The organism is Tetragenococcus halophilus subsp. halophilus DSM 20339 (assembly GCF_003841405.1).
Classification (GTDB): Bacteria; Bacillota; Bacilli; order Lactobacillales; family Enterococcaceae; genus Tetragenococcus; species Tetragenococcus halophilus.
The window spans coordinates 752,561-767,824 of sequence record NZ_PXYA01000002.1 but is presented as its reverse complement, the minus strand read 5'-3'; the positions used below and the strand labels follow the sequence as shown (position 1 = coordinate 767,824).

At 36.7% G+C, this 15,264-nt stretch carries 11 protein-coding genes; 1 reads left to right on the top strand and 10 read right to left on the bottom strand.

What is annotated here, in order from left to right; all coding sequences use genetic code 11:
• Nucleotides 1-52 precede the first annotated feature (52 nt).
• Nucleotides 53-1,477, bottom strand: a complete 1,425-nt coding sequence (locus tag C7K42_RS09445; protein WP_061841248.1) for a DASS family sodium-coupled anion symporter — start codon at nucleotides 1,475-1,477, stop codon at nucleotides 53-55.
• Between the two features lie 770 nt (nucleotides 1,478-2,247).
• On the opposite strand from C7K42_RS09445, the gene ltrA reads away from it, so the two are divergent.
• Complete coding sequence (ltrA, locus tag C7K42_RS09435; protein WP_014124169.1) at nucleotides 2,248-3,546, top strand: group II intron reverse transcriptase/maturase; 1,299 nt, start codon at nucleotides 2,248-2,250, stop codon at nucleotides 3,544-3,546.
• Nucleotides 3,547-3,672: 126 nt separating this feature from the next.
• Here the strand turns inward: ltrA and C7K42_RS09430 are convergent, their stop codons facing one another.
• The 9 genes from C7K42_RS09430 to C7K42_RS09390 form a co-directional block, all read right to left on the bottom strand.
• Complete coding sequence (locus tag C7K42_RS09430; protein ID WP_014125755.1) at nucleotides 3,673-4,494, bottom strand: undecaprenyl-diphosphate phosphatase; 822 nt, start codon at nucleotides 4,492-4,494, stop codon at nucleotides 3,673-3,675.
• A 280-nt stretch (nucleotides 4,495-4,774) separates the two neighbouring features.
• Nucleotides 4,775-5,452 (bottom strand): transglycosylase family protein, encoded by a 678-nt coding sequence (locus C7K42_RS13315; RefSeq protein ID WP_014125756.1) that lies wholly within the window; start codon nucleotides 5,450-5,452, stop codon nucleotides 4,775-4,777.
• 304 nt (nucleotides 5,453-5,756) lie between these two features.
• A complete protein-coding gene (locus tag C7K42_RS09420; RefSeq protein ID WP_014125757.1) occupies nucleotides 5,757-7,700 on the bottom strand; it encodes a beta-glucoside-specific PTS transporter subunit IIABC in 1,944 nt (647 codons plus the stop codon).
• Nucleotides 7,701-7,900: 200 nt separating this feature from the next.
• Complete coding sequence (locus C7K42_RS09415; protein WP_103099753.1) at nucleotides 7,901-8,449, bottom strand: GNAT family N-acetyltransferase; 549 nt, start codon at nucleotides 8,447-8,449, stop codon at nucleotides 7,901-7,903.
• Nucleotides 8,450-8,596: 147 nt separating this feature from the next.
• Nucleotides 8,597-9,550, bottom strand: coding sequence for a CAP domain-containing protein (locus tag C7K42_RS09410; RefSeq protein WP_231960494.1), 954 nt, complete (start codon nucleotides 9,548-9,550; stop codon nucleotides 8,597-8,599).
• A 323-nt stretch (nucleotides 9,551-9,873) separates the two neighbouring features.
• Entirely contained in the window at nucleotides 9,874-12,033 is a 2,160-nt protein-coding gene (locus C7K42_RS09405) for a transglutaminase-like domain-containing protein (protein ID WP_014125760.1), read from the bottom strand.
• Between the two features lie 4 nt (nucleotides 12,034-12,037).
• On the bottom strand, nucleotides 12,038-13,042 hold the full coding sequence (locus C7K42_RS09400; protein ID WP_014125761.1) for a DUF58 domain-containing protein: 1,005 nt from the start codon (nucleotides 13,040-13,042) through the stop codon (nucleotides 12,038-12,040).
• On the bottom strand, nucleotides 13,039-13,983 hold the full coding sequence (locus C7K42_RS09395; RefSeq protein ID WP_061841308.1) for an AAA family ATPase: 945 nt from the start codon (nucleotides 13,981-13,983) through the stop codon (nucleotides 13,039-13,041). Before C7K42_RS09395 ends, C7K42_RS09400 begins: the two co-directional genes overlap by 4 nt.
• Nucleotides 13,984-14,131: 148 nt before the next feature.
• Nucleotides 14,132-15,109, bottom strand: coding sequence for a glutathione S-transferase family protein (locus C7K42_RS09390; RefSeq protein WP_014125763.1), 978 nt, complete (start codon nucleotides 15,107-15,109; stop codon nucleotides 14,132-14,134).
• Nucleotides 15,110-15,264: the final 155 nt, after the last annotated feature.

Here is a 15,264-nt window from a genome sequence, read left to right as displayed (position 1 = left end):
TTTCTTGAAAATTTTACTTTCCACGTACTTCTATATATAAATAAATCTTTTCTCACATAAAGCCGATAAAGCCTAACCAAGCAGAACCAATAACTAACCAAATAAATAAGTAAACCAGTCCCATAATAAAGCATATTTTCCACCATTCCTTTTGCGTCACATAGCCTTCGCCAAAGAGAACAGCTGCAGGTCCGCTAGCATAATGTGTCGTAGCTCCGCAAATGTTAGTAACATAAGCCAGCATTAAAGCGGCAAATAAAGGCGGTGTCCCAGAAGCTAACGCAACCCCTAAAAAGGCTGGATACATCGCTGTAACATGTGCTGTTAGACTGGCAAAGAAATAATGGCTGTAGAAAAATGCTAAACAAAGGGTTATAAAAATCGCAACCCAGCTCCACCCAGTAACCGCAGAAGCAATCGCCTCACTAAACCAAGAGATAAAACCGAGTTCATTTAATTGTCCTGCCATCATCACCAAAATAGCAAACCAAATTAAGGTATTCCACGCGCCTTTTTCTTGTGTGATGTCATTCCATGCCAAGATTTTAAGTATTAAGAGCAATGAAATCGCAATTAACGCGACAGTCACCGCGCTTAAAGCAATAAATTGTCCGGATATCCATAAGATAATAGCCAGAATAAAAATCCAGGACATATTTTTTTCATCAAACGTCATTGGACCCACTTCACTTTTCTTTTCTTTAGCCCAACTTGGCGCACCAGGTGTTTCTTTTATTTCAGGCGGATAAATTTTAAATAAAATAAGTGGAATCACAATTAATGACAAAATGCCCGGAACCAAAGCGCCTAAAAACCAGTTCATCCAAGTAATTTCAATGCCAAAACCAGCGGCTAATTCTTGTGCTAAGGGCTTAGTTGCTCCTGCTGTTAAAAACATCGTCGCTACAATAGTATCTATATGATAAAGACAAGTAATCAAAAAAGCCCCTAGCTTTCGACGGGTTCCATCTTGTGGTTTTGAATCGTATATATCCGCTAATCCTTGAACAATGGGTAACATTACACCCCCAGTTCGCGCAGTACTGCTTGGAATAGCAGGGCCAACAACAATATTTACTCCCATCATAGCATAAACCAAACCAATCGTTTTCTTCCCAAAACGTTCAATTAAATTGTAGGCAATTCGGTGTCCTAGCCCGGTTTTGATAATCCCTTTAGATAAGAAAAAAGCTAAAACGATCAACCAGACGCTTGTACCTGAAAACGCGTCCAATGCAGTTTCTGTACTTAATGGGCCAACCAATATTGTTACTGTTAACCCTATTAAAGCTACTGCGCCCATCGGTAAAGGCTTCAAAATAATGGCCACAATTGTAGCAATAAATATCGCTAGCATTTGCCAGCCCTCTACTGGCACTTCTTCAGGCCTCCAAGGGAAAAACCAAATGATGAAACCAACGACTACAGGAATCATTAAATGAATAAAAAATTGCCTGTTAAATTTTGAATCTGCCATACTTTCAAACCTACTTTCAGTTAGTTTTGCTCATACTTAAGCAGTTACCTTTTTATATCATGCTCTAATAAATTGCCGATTTTATAAGCTGCTTTTTCACAACAATGTTTACTATTATTCCATCGGTTCTAACTATTGAAATTTAAAACTACTTTTTCTATTTTAGCAAATGATTGCGCTGTAACATTAGCTTTTTCTGTTATAAGTCTGTCACGTTCATGGAATCCTTCTTAAAAAAAGACTGGAAATCCCCAGTCTTTTTTGTATGTGTGCCAGGCATGGCATTTATCTAGCTAGTGAAAGTCTAGTCACGGGTAGTTACCGCCAAGTGTAGCGAGCCACAAGCCGAAATCAGCGATGATGGGGTGAAGGAAGTGGTGGCGCAAATCTCTTGAACCTACGCACAGGAACTTGATGAGGCTAAATGGTGGATAAGGCTGCATATCAAGCCGAAGTCCAAAAGGTAAACGTAAAACCAAGACAGTAAATCAAGAGGTTGTGGAGAGAAAGATAAGTGTCTTACCCTGGGAGATCTTACGGACGTTTGCGAACGGTCGAAAAAGGTTTGTCGTAAGAAGTCAGCCGAGGCCATAGTAGCTATGATATTACATGTAGTGAAGGGCTGAATGTTTGTATAGTGTGAATCGCTAGAAGAAAATATCCAAGCAGTCCGGAAACGAGGATACCCTAGAACGGTAGAACGTAACTATCGATGGGAAAAGTAGTGAGGACGATCTTGGATCCATCTACACCTAGAGGAGGAACAGCGCATGAGATTCATTGAAAAGATCACGAGCCAGCAAAACATGAGACAAGCCATCGAGCAGGTCAAAAAGAATAAAGGCGCTCCGGGTGTTGATAAAATGACAGTCGACGAACTTGACCATTATTTCTATCAACACGGACATTCCCTTGTTCAAGAGATTCGATCGATGACTTACCGTCCGAAAACAGTCAAACGAGTTTATATCCCTAAGCCCGATGGAAAACAAAGACCTTTAGGGATTCCAAGTGTCGTGGACCGTGTGGTACAACAAGCAACCGCGCAACAGCTGAGTCGCATTTTCGATGTTCACTTCAGTGAAAGCAGTTATGGTTTTCGTCCCAATCGAAGTGCACATCAAGCGATTGAAAAAGTTCTTGATTACTTGAATGAAGGTTATGAATGGCTCATTGATATGGACATTGAGAAATATTTTGATACGGTTCATCATGATAAATTAATCTCGACCCTTAGAGAACGGGTCAAAGATAGAGAAACGCTTCACTTAATACGTGTTTTCTTAAAAGCAGGGATTATGGAAAATGGCTTTGTTCGTCCGAATGAAACGGGCGTTCCGCAAGGCGGACCTTTAAGTCCCATTTTAGCGAATATTTATCTGGACAAATTGGATAAAGAACTAGAAGCAAGAGGACTCTATTTTGTCCGTTATGCGGATGATACGGATATCTTTGTCAAAAGTGAGCGGGCAGCCAATCGTGTAATGAAATCTATTACGAGTTGGATTGAAAGAAAGCTTTTCTTACGAGTGAACGTCACAAAAACCAAGGTGGTACGACCGACACAGAGTCAATTTTTAGGGTTTACCTTCTGGAAGAACCAGAAGGGTTGGCAGTGTAAACCGAGCAAAGTCAGTAAAACAAAGCTCTATGATAAAACGAAAGCCATCCTTAAAAGAAAACAGGCTGTGTCACGACCCTTAGCGGTGACATTCACGAAACTCAACCAAACGATAAGAGGCTGGATCAATTACTACCGTATCGGGAATATGAAAACCTATCTAGCAAAGTTTGGGCAATGGTTACGACATAAAGTCCGAGTGATCATCATAAAGCAATGGAAACTGCCACAACGAATCTATACGAATCTACAACAATTAAACCGATTATTCAAATGCCATTTTACCAAAGAAAATATTTATAAGGTGGCAAATTCGAGATTAGGTTGGTATAGGAAATGTGGCATGGACGTCGTCAATTTTACCCTAAGTCCGAAAGTTTTAGCCATAAAGAAAAAGGATCGACCTGGATTGGTCAATCCTTTAAATTACTATCTTAATCAAGCGTGAAAACAATACAAATGGAGCGCCGTATACGAGAACCGTACGTACGGTGCGACGGGAGGGGCGGAAATCTTATTTCCCCTCTACCCTATTCTATTCCATTTGGTCTACGTAGATCATGATTCGTTCATTCTACAAAAAGAACAATACCAAAAGACCGACAGCGACGCAATAATAGGCAAAATATTCTAATTTTCCTTGACGCATGACGTTCATGAATAATTTCAACCCAAAATAGCTAGCAACAAAGGTAGTAATAAATGCCAGCAAGTATGGTGCCCATAATTGGCCCATTGCCGGATCTTGAACAATTTCAGGAATTTCAAGAATACCTGTCCCCAGGCTTACGGGAATATAAAGAAGGAAAGAAAAGCGCAAAGCAGTCTCTTTTTTCATTCCGACCAACATAGAAGCAACAATTGTAGCGCCCGATCTACTTATCCCTGGCGTTGTGGCCACTGCTTGTGCAAGACCGACAATAGCAGCATCTTTTGCTGATAGATCCCCATCTTGTTTACGTCCTTGTAGATTACGAATCAACCAAAGGAAAAGTGCCGTAATCAACAAGGTAATCCCAACAACATTTGTTCCACTTAACACCTCACCAAGGACATCTCCAAACAATACACCAATGATCCCAACTGGAATAGTCGCTATAATAAGATAAACGACAAACATAAAGTCACTTTTAACGGTTTTATCTCCTTTAAATAAAAACTTCCAAGTATTCACGATTAAACGTACGATATCTTGCCGATAAATTAGCATAACTGCTAGCAAAGAAGCAAAATTCACAAAGATTTCAAAAGAAAGTCCCCTAGCTTCAATGTTAAACAACTCTCTTGCAATAATTAAGTGTCCACTAGAAGACACCGGAATAGGTTCGGTAACCCCCTGAACAATCCCAAGAATAAAATACTGGAACAATGTCCACAAATTAGTTAAAGACGCCATTTTTAATTCCTTTCTTCTTACATGTCTTAGATAGATTAATCAAACAATCTAATGATATTGTACTTTATTTGAAATTCGATATCACTAGGCAATTGCATAAATTAAAAAAATATAAGTAAAACACAATATAAGAATGAGGTAACAAACTAAAAAAAGACAAATCGATGCAAACTCTTCAATTTTAGAAGAGAACATTCGATTTGTCTTCGTTTCGGACATTTTCTATTTTAGAAATTGTCGTTCATTTAATACTAATTTATTCGTGAAAAACTTACTAGGTTTATGCAGTTACCCATTGGGAAGCGCCAGCTGTATCATATAATTTTTGTGCTGCTGCGTCTTGAACTTCTTCAGGAGCATTGGCAGCAGGGCTACCTTGATATTCTGCTGGTGCTACAGAATCCCATGTAGTTTGCAAGAATTGGTATTTACCAGATGCGCCAGAAGATGGGTTAGTTGCATGGATATCTCCACCTGATTCACGTTGCGCGATTTGTTTCAAATGGTCGTTAACTTCAACAGATGAATCACCAGAATTGTCTGCTTCTTCAGTAGCAGGTTCTTCCGCTTGTGCTGGTTCTTCTACTGGTTGTTCCGGTGTTTGTTCTTCTTCAACCGGTTGTGCTGGTTCAGCTGGTTGCGCTTCTTGAACAGGGGCTTGTTGTTCTTCTTGTACTGGTGCTTCTTGTTGTACAGGAGCTTGTTCTTGTCCACTATTTCCGTCTGTTGGAATCGTTAATTCTTCGCCAACATAAATCATGTTTTTATCTTTAATATCATTAGCTTCGACGATGGAATCAATTAAACTTTTGTCTCCAACATATTGTTTAGAAATTTTTGCTAATGTATCGTCTGTTTGAATTGTATGAATTTCATCTGCATTTGCACTTGTTGTGCCGACTGCGAAAACAGTTCCTGCTGTTAGTGCTGTTCCTAGTAGTAACTTTTTAAATTTCATGAGTTAATACCTCCAAGATTTTTTAACTACGTGGCTACCAACCACGATTGCTAATTTAACATACAGAGAGGCTTTGTGTGTTAAAGGGAAATAACAATTCATTACTTTTATGACAATGCGAAAACAGATTGAAAAATTTTCTTTTCTTACATTTCCAAAACACCATGAAATCAATCTTTTGCTATAAGACCTTCATCAACGAATTCCTTCATTTTTCTTCATTCATTACTGAAATTTTTTATTGACATAGGGAAAAAGCCTAATATAAACCCGATAAAAATAAACTTTTTCTTCAATGATTGAACTATTTCACTACGGTAAATAAATAATCTCCATGTTCTAGTTGCTTTTCATCAGTAATGAATATATCGGAGCTTTCACTTATATTGCTAATAACAATCGGAATATCTATTTCATAACCCTTTTGTTGTAGTTTATCTATTTCAAAAATGATCAATGGTTGCCCAGCTAAAACTTCATCTCCTTCTTGAACTAATTTTTCAAATCCTTCTCCTTTTAACTCGACTGTATCTAATCCAATATGAATTAAAATTTCTGTTCCCAATTCTGTTGTCAAACCGATCGCATGCCCGGTTTTAAAAACCATACGGATTGTAGCATTCGTCGGAGCATAGACTATTCCTTTTTTAGGTACTATCGCAATTCCTTTACCCATAGATCCACTAGAAAACACTTTATCATTGACTTCCGATAAATTTTTAACCTCTCCATTTAATGGACTAGCAATAATATCTTGCTTACGACTTTTTTCAAGTTCAGCATTGTTTAGCGTTTGGTTTTTATTTTTCTTTTCAATACTATCTACTGAGGAGTCTAACTGTGGTGTTTTCATAAACATTTGAATAGCAAAAGCAATGACTGTGACCAAAATAAACGAAATCACACGATGCCAGAAGTTCATCGTAAGTTGACCGCTATCGGTAATATAATTAGTAATAGAAAAAACACCTAGACCGCCTATACGATAAACAACTACATCAAAAAATCCAGTATATGCTCCTCCTATTGCACTAGAAATCAAGGCAATAATAAAAGGTTTTTTCATTGGTAATAATAATCCATAGATACCTGGTTCTGTCACCCCAAATACAGAAGCAATCGTTGCAGGAATACCAATATTTCTAACGTTTTTATCTTTATTTTTTATGATAATCGCTAGTAAAACACCTAATACACCAAAGCTTGCACTTCCTGAATTAGACAAAATTGGTGTAAATCCTTGTTCGGTGAGTTGCAATATACCAATAGGTGCTAAACCCCAGTGTAGACCAAACATCACTAACAACTGCCATAATCCACCGATCAATGCACCAAAAATTGTTGGACTGATTTTATAAATTGCCATAAAGATTAAACCGATCAAATCAGAGCCCCAAGTAGCTATAGGACCAATAACTAAAATAGCTAATGTCGCAGTAACTAACACTGTAAAAAAGGGGGTTAAAAATGAATTAACTACCGAAGGAATAATTTTTTTAAATCCTTTTTCAACTTTTGCTCCCAACCAAATTGCTAAAATAGCTGGAATCACAGTAGCATAATAGCCTCCAGGTGGTAATAAGACAGGAATACCTAGAAAAGTTGTAAATACATCTGCGCTAAATTGCGTTCCTTCAAACAAAGTATAAAGCGGCGTTCCCTCTGCCATGTCACTCAATGAAGGATATACTAAAGCAAAAGCAATGGCCAAAGCCGTATAAACATTCATACGAAACTTCTTAGCTGCAGTTAGTGCAATAATGACAGGTAGAAATTGAAAAAAGCCATCTCCGACCGCATTCAACACTGCATAAAAACCACTATTTGCTTCATCTAATCCAAAAACACCTAGTAAAGCAACTAAACCTTTAATCATTCCTGTGGCACTTAGCACTAGGATGAATGGTTGAAAGATACTAGAGATCAAATCAATAAAATTATTAAGTAACTTTTTTTGCCCATTTTGTTTATTAGTGTTTGACGTTTGTTCACCGTTGATATTAGAAACATTCAGAATTGCTTCGTAAACTTCACCAACGTCACTTCCAATAACCACTTGATATTGCCCACTTGCTTTCATTACAGTCACAATCCCTGACAAATTTTTCAGGTATTCTGTATCCGCTTTGCTTTCATCTTTTAAATAGAAACGCAGGCGTGTCATACAATATTGTAATTGCGCTACATTACTTTCTCCTCCTATATGTTCAATAATATCCTTTGCCAACTTCTTATAATCTTTTGCCATTATCTTTCTTCCCTCATTCATCGTAGTTTCATTAGTCTTTCTTTTTATGCAACTTTTAAATGTCACCTTCCTTTATTTGCTCCCATATTTCATAAAAAAAAGCCTAAATAAGACAAACAAAATCATAGCATAACACAGCTAATTTTGTCTTGTTTAGACACTATTTCTTGGAAATAAAATCCCTTCTAATGCTTTCACGTTCACCCTATTTCATCTTTTAAAATGCCATATAGATATTCATCGCCATAACTGCCGTCTTTTCGCGCGATATGTTGACGTAATTTGCCTTCTAATCGCATGCCAATTTTTCTTAAAACAAGATCAGAAGCCGTATTAGCGACATCACACCAAGCGATAATACGACGATATTCTACTTCTTTACATAAGAACCTAATTACGGCATCTGCTGTCTCAGTCATCAATCCTAAGTTCCAATAATCTCTGCTTAAAACATAAGCAATACCGCATACTTCAGCTTTTTCCTCAACAGGGATAACTGAAATCATACCAACCAAATTTTCTTGATACTCAATTCCCCAACAATAATAATCTAATTGATCATAAGAGTGAACAATCGTTTTCAAGTATTCTTGGGTAATTTTTTCAGATTGGTGTGCATACCAAGTAGTATATTTTGCTACTTTTTCATCACTCGCCCAGTTGTTAAACATCGAGTGACAATCTTCCAGTTTTAATCTGCGCAAATTTAATCTTTTCGTTATTAATTGTTGTGTACCCATATGATTCATATGCTTGCCCTCCTGAAAATTTTCTCATTTATTTTATACACGTTTTCTGTGATTATTTTTTTAAGTTTACCATATAAAAATAAACTTGTTTATATTAAAAGAAAAAACGCCTTTTCTGTGATCCCCACAAAAAAGACATTTTTTAATTTATTGCGTAAGAAAATTTTCAGTATAAAGAGGTTGGTTATCTTCGTTAAAATCAACGCCAACTCCTAGCTCAGAAAAACCATCATTGACAATATTCTTACGATGGCCTGCAGAATTCATAAGCCCTTGATGAGCAAAAATGCTGCTGGTTTGTCCTTGAGCTAAATTTTCACCGGCACTCATAAAAGTAATACCGTCTGCTTGCATCCGATCAAATGGTGATTGACCTTCTGGGTTGGTATGATCAAAATAATGATTTTCTGCCATGTCTGTACTATGTTTCCTAGCAGTTTGTCTTACCTCTTCATTCCAATCCAATACATTTAACCCTCGTTTTAAACGTTCAGCATTCGTGATATCAAACAATTGATATTCAAATCCTTCTTTTAAATCGTCACTAGCCTCTGCGTAAGGAGAACTTTTTTCTGTTTCTAATGGCTCCTTTACGATTTGCATGGCTGTCACTTCATCATTTTCATGTATGTCGTAAAAAATCGTTACATAGTTGCCGTCAATGCGATAAATATCATATTCTCCGTCATTATTTGTCTGCATATTAAAACCACTGTGGCGGATTGCATTTTCCGCTTCACCTAGTTCTTCATGAACTTCTGATTTTGTTGTCCCCAGAGCAATATCATTTTGCGCCGCCACTAAATCTTGATTGGTGTATAGTCCTTGAACTGTATCTTGCTGATCATAAGTAACCATCAAAAAATTTTGATAATTGTCATGATAACTCGACCATTGCAGGCCGTATTCGTTGGTCGTTTCGCGCGCAGGTTCTCCAAGGCTTTCTTCTAGCTGTTCTCTTTGGTCGCCGATTTCAATATTACCTATTGAAAAAGTTTGCGCTTCAGGTTGCGAGAGTTCTAATGCTTTTGTTTGGCTTTGCTCGTCAGTTTCTTCATTTCCAGTGATCGAATCATACAGCGATACTGCCTGTTCTCTCATAGAATTAAAGTTTAACCCCTGATCAAAAACTTGTGTGGTAAAATTTTCTACAGGCTCTTCCCAAAGAGGTTTAGTAAAAAACGCAATGAGAACGATCACTGCTAATTTCGCTAATTTTTTAAAAATAGTTCCTCACCTTCTACTATTACAAATCGATCCATCTTCTCAAAAATACTTTGTCACTTACTATTATACCTTATTTTGTATTTTAACCTTTAATGTCTACTTTAAGGCAATACTTTTCATTTTGAATTTACAGTTTTCTATAGGATATTAATAAAATATAAATAAATCAGAAGCGTTATCAAAACAAATAGTGTCGATTACGTTTTTCTCCGCTTTTTTGCCTGAGACAAATGCCAAGCAACAGCAAGAAGCAACTGACCATATGACTGTTTATCCTCCTGTTTACCGCCATACAAGACTTGCTCATAACTTGAAGTCAAATAAATAAAAGTCTGTTGAAATTCAGGATAGTTTGCTTCAAAGATTTGTGTATAATGGCTTAACGGCTGTTTGGAAGCTCGAAAGACAAATTTTTCGGCCTTTTTTAATAAAATAGGATAGACTTTTAAAATATTGGCCTGACTAATCTTAACAAGAAAGAAAATATACAAATAAAAATACCAACGCCATAATATATAGATAAATCCACAAGAGATAACAAACAAAAGAATAAAAAGAGCGTTTTTCACTACAGGAGAAATGGCAAAAGAACGATGATTTGCTGGTGTCTCTGTAGTACTAGTGCTTATCATACTGCTGTCTTCTTCTGTGGTGCTGCTACTTTCTTCTGTCGTAGTATCTGATGTTTCTTGAGTTGTTGTACTTTCTGAAGAAGAACTCTCTGTGGTTTCAGAAGATGTAGTCGTTTGTTGTAAAGGCTGACTAAATGTAGGCGTCGCTTCAAAAGGCAACCAACCGTATCCCTCAAAATAGACTTCCGCCCAAGAATGAGCGTCACTGTTTCGTACGACAAATTGGTTTTCTTTTACTTTTTCGCCGGCAGAAAAGCCTTTAGACCAACGTGCGGGTATTCCCACAACTCGTAACATCACCACCATCGCAGAAGAAAAATTATCGCAATAACCCACTTGAGAATCAAACAAAAAGTGATCCACATAGTCTTGATTTTCTGTAGGAAAACCTGCATCAACTTTAGAATAACGAAAATTTTCTGAGTACTTCAAGTAATCTTCTATAGCTGTAACTTTTCCTATTAACGTCTCCTCTTCAGCTGTCAATTCTTCTGCCAAGTCTACCACTCGTTGAGGTAATTGTTCAGGCAGCTGTAAATAATCAACTGCCGTCTCAGGTGTTGACAAAGAAACATCTGCTAGTTCTTCTAATGTATAATTAAAATCTTGCCAAGCTAGTTGAAATGAACGAGATTGTTCGCTATTTTGGAAGTCAACACGCTGGGTTTCTTGGTTCACAAACAGCTCAGTGGACGGTTCTTCAAGCTTGATTTGTTTATTGCCATAAGGTAAGGGAACATAAGAATCCATAACTTCACGATTAAAATTAATTTCCTCTTCTTCAGCAAATGCTGCCTGATAATCAGCATCAAACAAATCAACTTCTTCTCCACTATAAGAATCTATCCGTGTATTGCCAGGTGCTGGACTTTCCCAACCAGATCCTGAATAGTAAGTCTTACTATCTATTCGCCAATAATGGGGTGATTGTTGTTGGGCTTCAAAAACAACTTGATTGTCATCTAATAAAGGACCGCCTAACGTTTCATCATCTTCGCTGAAGCCACTTCGCGTTAAGTTACCAGCTCCGGTTTCTTCGATAAATTGATAAAATCCTTTTTCATTTAGATAGTTTCTAAACGTAGCACTAGGAGCAAGCATTCTTGTTTCTATAAGATCACTAGGAATCCCCCATGTAATTAGTAAAAATGTAGCTAATAACGTAGCAACGATAAGAAAATTTCTTTTATTTTTCTTATGAACAAACAAAAAACGATGCACCAGCCCAAAACTAGCAAATAGTACAATCTCTAAAGGTAATTCGATATCATTATAAATAATTAAAAACAACATGTAGCCAATAATAATGAGGTAACTGATTACTACACGTTCGTATTCGATGAGCAGTTCTGCTAGTAAACTCACGATTAGAAGGACTAAACTAACAGCAATTTCTTCTGGAAGATAACCAATCCTTCCATCTAAAAATAATCCACTCAAATTTACTATACGTTGCCAAAAAACATTTGCCCATGTCACCGAAAACACTAAGTTTTGCGAAAAATTTAAAAACAATCCCCCACATAATATAAAAAAATAAAGAGGAAGTTTTATAAACCATTTAGAAAGTAATCCCGCAACTAAACAAAAAAGAGCAATAATCACAAGATTCTGACTAAATAAGCTTTCCATATGGTAAATCTTTAAAAGTTGGTAAAACGCCAATGAAAAGGTAAGAAAAGAAAGAACCATTGGAGCTATTTTGTCATAAATTCTTCTACGCATCGCCTCACTCCTTCAGTTGTTGCAACAGCTGCTGGTAATCATACACTTGAACCCAACGACTGGCAGAAAAAACTTCTGCTTGCTGGTTCATTTCTGGAATAAAATGGATGATCTGTTTTTTTCCAAAATCAGGAAGTTCAACTTCCTCATTTAAAGGTTGAATAGTTGAAAAGTCCTCTTGTGTTAAATTAGTTGAGCTAGCTCCTTGTTCTCCTAAAAGGACAAATCGCGCTTTATCCTTTTGAAACTCTTGCCAAAAAGAATAAAATAAACTTAACATAGCTTCAAAGGAGGCGCTATTCTTGCCGTAAAATAAAAAAATAGTTTCTATTGGTTGTTCTTGTTCGTATTCGCGTAAAACTAATTCTTGCTGCTTACTTGAAAGTTTCCAATCAATTTGGTTTAGTCGATCTCCTGATTGATAGGGCCGAAATTTCTTAATTTTAAAGGAAGGTTCGCCAAAATTTTGTTTATTAAGTATTAACTGTTTTTGAAAAAAATTTGCCGCTACTTTTCCTAAAGGATGAACAGCCGGCAATACCAACCAATGTACCGTAAATGAATTTGTGCTTTCTTTTTTTAACCAACTAAACAAATCGGAAGCTGTAATATGCATCGTCTGTTTTTGTACGATACCACGTGTATAGGGTTGCCAAGTTATCTGTAATGACTTTTTCTGACCATAATAAAATGAATAAGTAAAATCTTCTAAATACTGAGGTGAAGACACTTTACAGACCATTAGCCAGAGTAATTTTTTTGGCTGTTTATTCATCGTAATTTCTACTGGAACTATTTCGTCTACATGAGCCAATAGATAATGCGACGCTTTAAATTCAAGATTTTGAAGACTTCCTATTAGGCTAAAAACCTCTAATAAAACCACCAATGTAGAAAACAGAAGTAAGGTCCATGCAGTGTCAGAAGGAAAAGCTAAAGCATAACTAACAAATAATAAATAGACACATAAAAAAGCTAAAAAGTGCCAAGTTTGCTGAAGGTATTTCATCTTCTCACCTGCCGTATAGGTACAGGCACTTCCTCTATCAATTGCTCCATCACAGAGTTAAGCCGCTGTTCATCATAATAGCCACCTTCTAATCGTAATCGATGACCAAATGTCGCAGGTAAAATATTTTGTAAATCCTCAGGCGTAACATAAGTTCTCCCTTGTGTTAATGCATAAGCGCGTGCCCCTTGAATAAAAGCTGAACTTCCTCTAGGACTAATACCTAAAACAATTTCTGGATGATTACGACTAGCAGTAATGAGTTCTAGCCCGTATTTAGCGACTTGCTTATCCACATATACCTGAGCAACGATATTTTTTAGTTCCTCAACTTCTTCTGATGTAATCACTTGATTGATTTCAACTTCTTCTTGCTGAGGTTTTAACATCAAATTTAATTCATCATCAAAAGAAGGATAACCAATCGATAAACGAAATAAGAAACGATCTAATTGTGCTTCTGGTAAAGGATACGTCCCTTCAAATTCAATCGGATTTTGCGTCGCTAGAACAAAAAAATGTGAAGAAAGTAGGTGGGTATGATTATCAATAGTTACTGCTCTTTCTGACATGGCTTCTAAAAGAGCTGCCTGGGAGCGAGGCGTCGTCCGGTTGATTTCATCTGCCAATAAAATTGTAGTAAAAATCGGACCTTGTCGAAATTCAAACTGATTCGTTTGTGAATTAAAAATGGTCACTCCTGTAATATCACTAGGCAACAAGTCTGGGGTAAATTGAACGCGTGAAAACGTACCACTTATTGCCTTAGCTAATGTTTTAATCATCATCGTCTTACCTACGCCTGGAACATCTTCAAAAAGAACATGGCCTCCTGCTAATAAAGCAGCAATCGTTAGCCGAATAGATTCCCGTTTGCCAAAAATGACCTTTTCGACCTCATCAATTAAACGTGGAATTTTACCTGTTATTTCTTCTTGCATAATAACACCTTCTTCCTTACGAAAAAATAGATCTCTTCTAGTCTTTTTATTATACTGTATGAACTAGGGTTCATGTCAAACGCTTTCTAAAAGTTTAAGAATAAAAAACACACCGAACAAAAAAAGTGCCGGTGCGCTTTTACGTCTTCTATTTTTTCCTATCTTCTTCGGACAAACGCCAATCCAATTTAGGTCCTACAGGCACGATTCCATTAGGATTAATCGTTGGATGGCTTCTGTAATAATGATTTTTAATATGATAAAAATCTACTGTCTCTTTAATTCCTGGATAATTATATAATTCTCTGGTATAGCGCCATAGATTTTTATAATCTGTCAACGCATGGATATTACATTTAAAATGACCAAAGTAAACACTATCAAAACGAACGAGTGTGGTAAACAAGCGCCAATCAGCTTCTGTTAATTGATCACTTACTAAATATGGCTGTTGGCTCAAACGTTCTTCTAGTTCATCTAAAACAGTAAATAAATTTTTAACTTCCTGTTCATAAACTTCTTGTTTTGTCGCAAATCCTGTTTTATATACACCATTATTTACATTGTTATAAACTTTATCATTGATCGCATCAATTTCTGCTCGCAGTTCTTTAGGATAATAATCGCCAGCTTCAGCTCCGATATCGTCAAAAGCTGAATTGAACATTCGCATAATTTCGGAAGATTCGTTGCTAACGATTTTATTTTGTTTTTTGTCATATAAAACAGGAACTGTGACACGACCACTATAGTCTGGATCTACATGGGTATAAATTTGATACAAATAATCCGCGTTGATTATCGGATCTTTAATAACGCCTTTATCTTCTGCAAAAGTCCAACCGTTTTCTCCCATATATGGGTTTACGACAGATAGCGGAATCATCTCTTCCAAACCTTTTAACTTACGCATAATTAACGTACGACTTGCCCAAGGACAAGCTAAAGAAACATATAAATGATATCTATCTGGCTCTGCTTTAAAGCCACTTTCGCCTGTTGGTCCTGCGCTACCATCTTTGGTTACCCAATTACGAAACTGCGAATCACTACGAATAAAACGCCCACCTGTACTTTCGGTATCATACCATTGATCGTACCACTTGCCATCTACTAATAATCCCATAATAATCTCCTTTCCTCTCTTTTCTTTTATTATAGCGATTTCCTTGGTCAAATCCCAAAAAATCGTCTTATTTTTATTAGAATTGAAAAAAGTTTATAAAAAGAAACTAACGTTTTTTGCGTACTAGTAAATAAAGCCCTGTTAGGAGAGGATAT